Annotated in this window: 3 protein-coding genes and 2 pseudogenes; 4 read left to right on the top strand and 1 reads right to left on the bottom strand. The window is 47.8% G+C overall.

Annotated features, from left to right (window positions below; translation table 11 throughout):
- The 4 genes and pseudogenes from ABYP33_RS18445 to ABYP33_RS18430 all read left to right on the top strand — a co-directional run.
- Nucleotides 1-348: pseudogene (locus ABYP33_RS18445) on the top strand (hypothetical protein); the annotation flags it as partial.
- A gap of 48 nt (nt 349-396) precedes the next feature.
- The gene (locus tag ABYP33_RS18440; RefSeq protein WP_373092730.1) at nt 397-846 is read left to right on the top strand and encodes an HIT family protein; all 450 of its coding nucleotides are present in this window, start codon (nt 397-399) and stop codon (nt 844-846) included.
- A 137-nt stretch (nt 847-983) separates the two neighbouring features.
- Complete coding sequence (locus ABYP33_RS18435; RefSeq protein ID WP_373092728.1) at nt 984-1853, top strand: amidohydrolase family protein; 870 nt, start codon at nt 984-986, stop codon at nt 1851-1853.
- Nucleotides 1854-1935: 82 nt separating this feature from the next.
- Nucleotides 1936-2379, top strand: coding sequence for a nuclear transport factor 2 family protein (locus tag ABYP33_RS18430; protein ID WP_008249723.1), 444 nt, complete (start codon nt 1936-1938; stop codon nt 2377-2379).
- Nucleotides 2380-2424: 45 nt separating this feature from the next.
- On the opposite strand, the pseudogene ABYP33_RS18425 reads toward ABYP33_RS18430, so the two are convergent.
- Nucleotides 2425-2712: pseudogene (locus ABYP33_RS18425) on the bottom strand (haloalkane dehalogenase); the annotation flags it as partial.

Genomic DNA, 2712 nt, shown 5'->3' with positions numbered 1-2712 from the left:
GACACCTTAGTGATGCCTGCGCATAATGCGCCGTTTTACGGGGTTCACGCGCGTCTGGATTATTTGATTGCCCATCACGAAGGGCATTTGGAGGCTATTGAAAAAGCTTGCATTGAACCAAAAAAGGCGATCGAACTGTTCAGTATTATGTTCGCGCGCGAAGTGGCAATGGATCAGCTTAATTTGGCGCTAGGCGAAGCGGTTGCCCACCTCCATTACTTGTGTTCAAAAGGGCGCATGCAGCGTGAGCTTGACGACGAGGGAGTTTATCGTTTTCGCAGTGTCGACCCCCAAAGCTGCCCTTATCGCGGGGTGTATGAACCCGATACTGGGCCAATGGAGGTTTAGCGCCAGGGTCTGCTGGGGGTTTTAATTGATAATTAGGGTGTTGGCACTATGCAGCAAGGCTTATTCGGCAATGAATCAGTAGCGCAGAATTGTATTTTTTGTAAAATCATTGCGGGTAAAGCGCCGGCGCATATTCTTTATCGCGACGAGCAAGTATTGAGTTTTTTAGATATTTCGCCGGTCAGTGCTGGCCATACTCTTATTATTCCCCTCAAGCACCATGACAATCTCTTCACCTTAAGCGGTGAAGAGATGACCGCTGTTGCACTCCACGCAAAGCGACTTGCGCCGATTATTAAGCGTGTTAGTAAGGCCGAAGGATTGGCGATTCATCAGCTTAATGGCCGTGCGGCGGGGCAAACCGTCTTTCATTACCATATGCATCTTATTCCTAGTCACCACGGCGGCCCAAAGCTCATTCATGGTCGCCGACCTGCGGCGCCAAGCGCGCTCGCTGAAATCGCCGCAGACATTCGTCAGGCCTTGACTAAAGGCTGAATTGGCAATTCCCAACTGACCGTTTTTGCTATCCCGATGACGTCTTATGTTATTGAGGGCTGTGGGCATATCGTGAAGAATGTGAAGTCTAAATTGGCGCACCCGGCCATTATGAAATAATTAACAGGAGCCGATTCATGGCAATGCCCAACGACATTAAAGTAATAGACCTGATGCTCAGCGTACCGGGCGAGGACAATAGCCAGTGGTATGAGTTTATGAAGCCGCTGCTAATGGATGAAGAAAGCCGCACCATGTTTAAAATGCCCGCTCAGTATATGTTTAAGGACATTCCTGAGAGCGGCAAAAAAGAAGATTATATTGCCTACACCATTGAACAAATGGATAAGCATAATATTGAACGCGCCATGCTCGGCATTGACGATCACAACGAGATTGCCAAGGAAGCGCTGCGCCGCCATCCAGATCGCTTTTTTTGCTCGCTGGAAGTTAATCCCAATAACGGCATGGATGAAGTCAGAAAAATCGTGCGCCTGCGCAAAGAATTTGGTGTTAAAGCAATAACCGGCTTTGCCTCAGGTCTGTGCCCGCAAGTGCCCTATGACGATAAAAAATGGTATCCGATTTACGCCAAATGCGTTGAACTCGACATTCCATTTTGCCCTTGCGTCGGTGTTCCCGGCCCACGTCTGCCAATGGCGCCGCAGAAAGTGGAACTGCTTGATGAGGTATGTTGGTTTTTCCCTGAATTGAAAGTAGTGATGCGCCACGGTGCCGAACCATGGGAAAAATTAGCGTGGAAGCTCATGCTGAAATACCCCAATTTGTATTACATGACCAGCGCTTTTGCGCCAAAGCATTACCCAGAAGAAATTGTTAAATTTGCGAATAGCCGCGGCTCAGATAAAGTCATGTATGCGGGCTATTTCCCCATGGGCTTGTCGCTGGATCGCACTTTTAAAGATATGCCGAATGTGCCGTTTAAAGACGAAGTATGGCCGAAGTTCTTACGCGAAAATGCTCGTCGGGTGTTTAAACTCGATTAATTTTTTGGTGATCGCGATAGGGCTATAGGTCAATCGGCATAGTACTAAAACAACAATAACAACCTTAACAAGGAGATGTACCATGGCCCTATCTTTACAGGAAATGTCAGATCGATTTGAGATCCAAGACATGTTGTATCACTACGCCGATATTATTGATCGTAAAGCGGCACTGGAATTAACGGACATTTTTACCCCTGACGCCCATATCGATTACAGCGCGTTTGGTGGCACGGTTGGTGATTTATCAAGTACCATCGACTTTCTGAAAGAGGCGCTGCCCGCCTTTAGTGCCACCCAGCACCTCAACGCCAATATTCAAATCACGGTAACTGGCGATACCGCCAGTGGCCGTGTGATGTGCTTTAACCCGATGGAAATGCCACTTGGTGAAGAGACTCAGGTATTTATGCTTGGGCTTTGGTATGTTGATCGCTATCGCCGCACCGATGCAGGTTGGCGTATTAGCGAGCGTAAAGAAGAAAAGAGTTGGGTGTTTAATGTGCCCGATTTTATGGCGCTTTAATAAGCTAGACGTAAAAAGTGAGGGAGTTGATTCTCCCTCGGCTTTTTAGTTTTGGGGTGTCGCCGTAATAAATTCCAAAATTACCTGAACCAAGCGTTCGCTTTGGTCTTCTTGTAAAAAATGCCCGCCATCTGTAATCGTTGTGTGGGCTTGGCCCCTACAGCCGGGAATCCTTTTCTGGAAAATTGCGTCACCGCCTTTTGTAATTGGGTCTTTATCACTGAATGCGGTTAAAAACGGCTTTTGCATTTTGCTTAAAATTTCCCATGCGCGCCGGTTGGGAATCGCGGCTGGGTCATCTGCGGAAATCGGTACTAACATGGGAAATTGCCG

The sequence above is a fragment of the Zhongshania sp. genome (assembly GCF_041584495.1).
Classification (GTDB): Bacteria; Pseudomonadota; Gammaproteobacteria; order Pseudomonadales; family Spongiibacteraceae; genus Spongiibacter.
The sequence above is the reverse complement of the archived record's forward strand: the minus strand, read 5'-3'. Positions and strand labels throughout refer to the sequence as shown.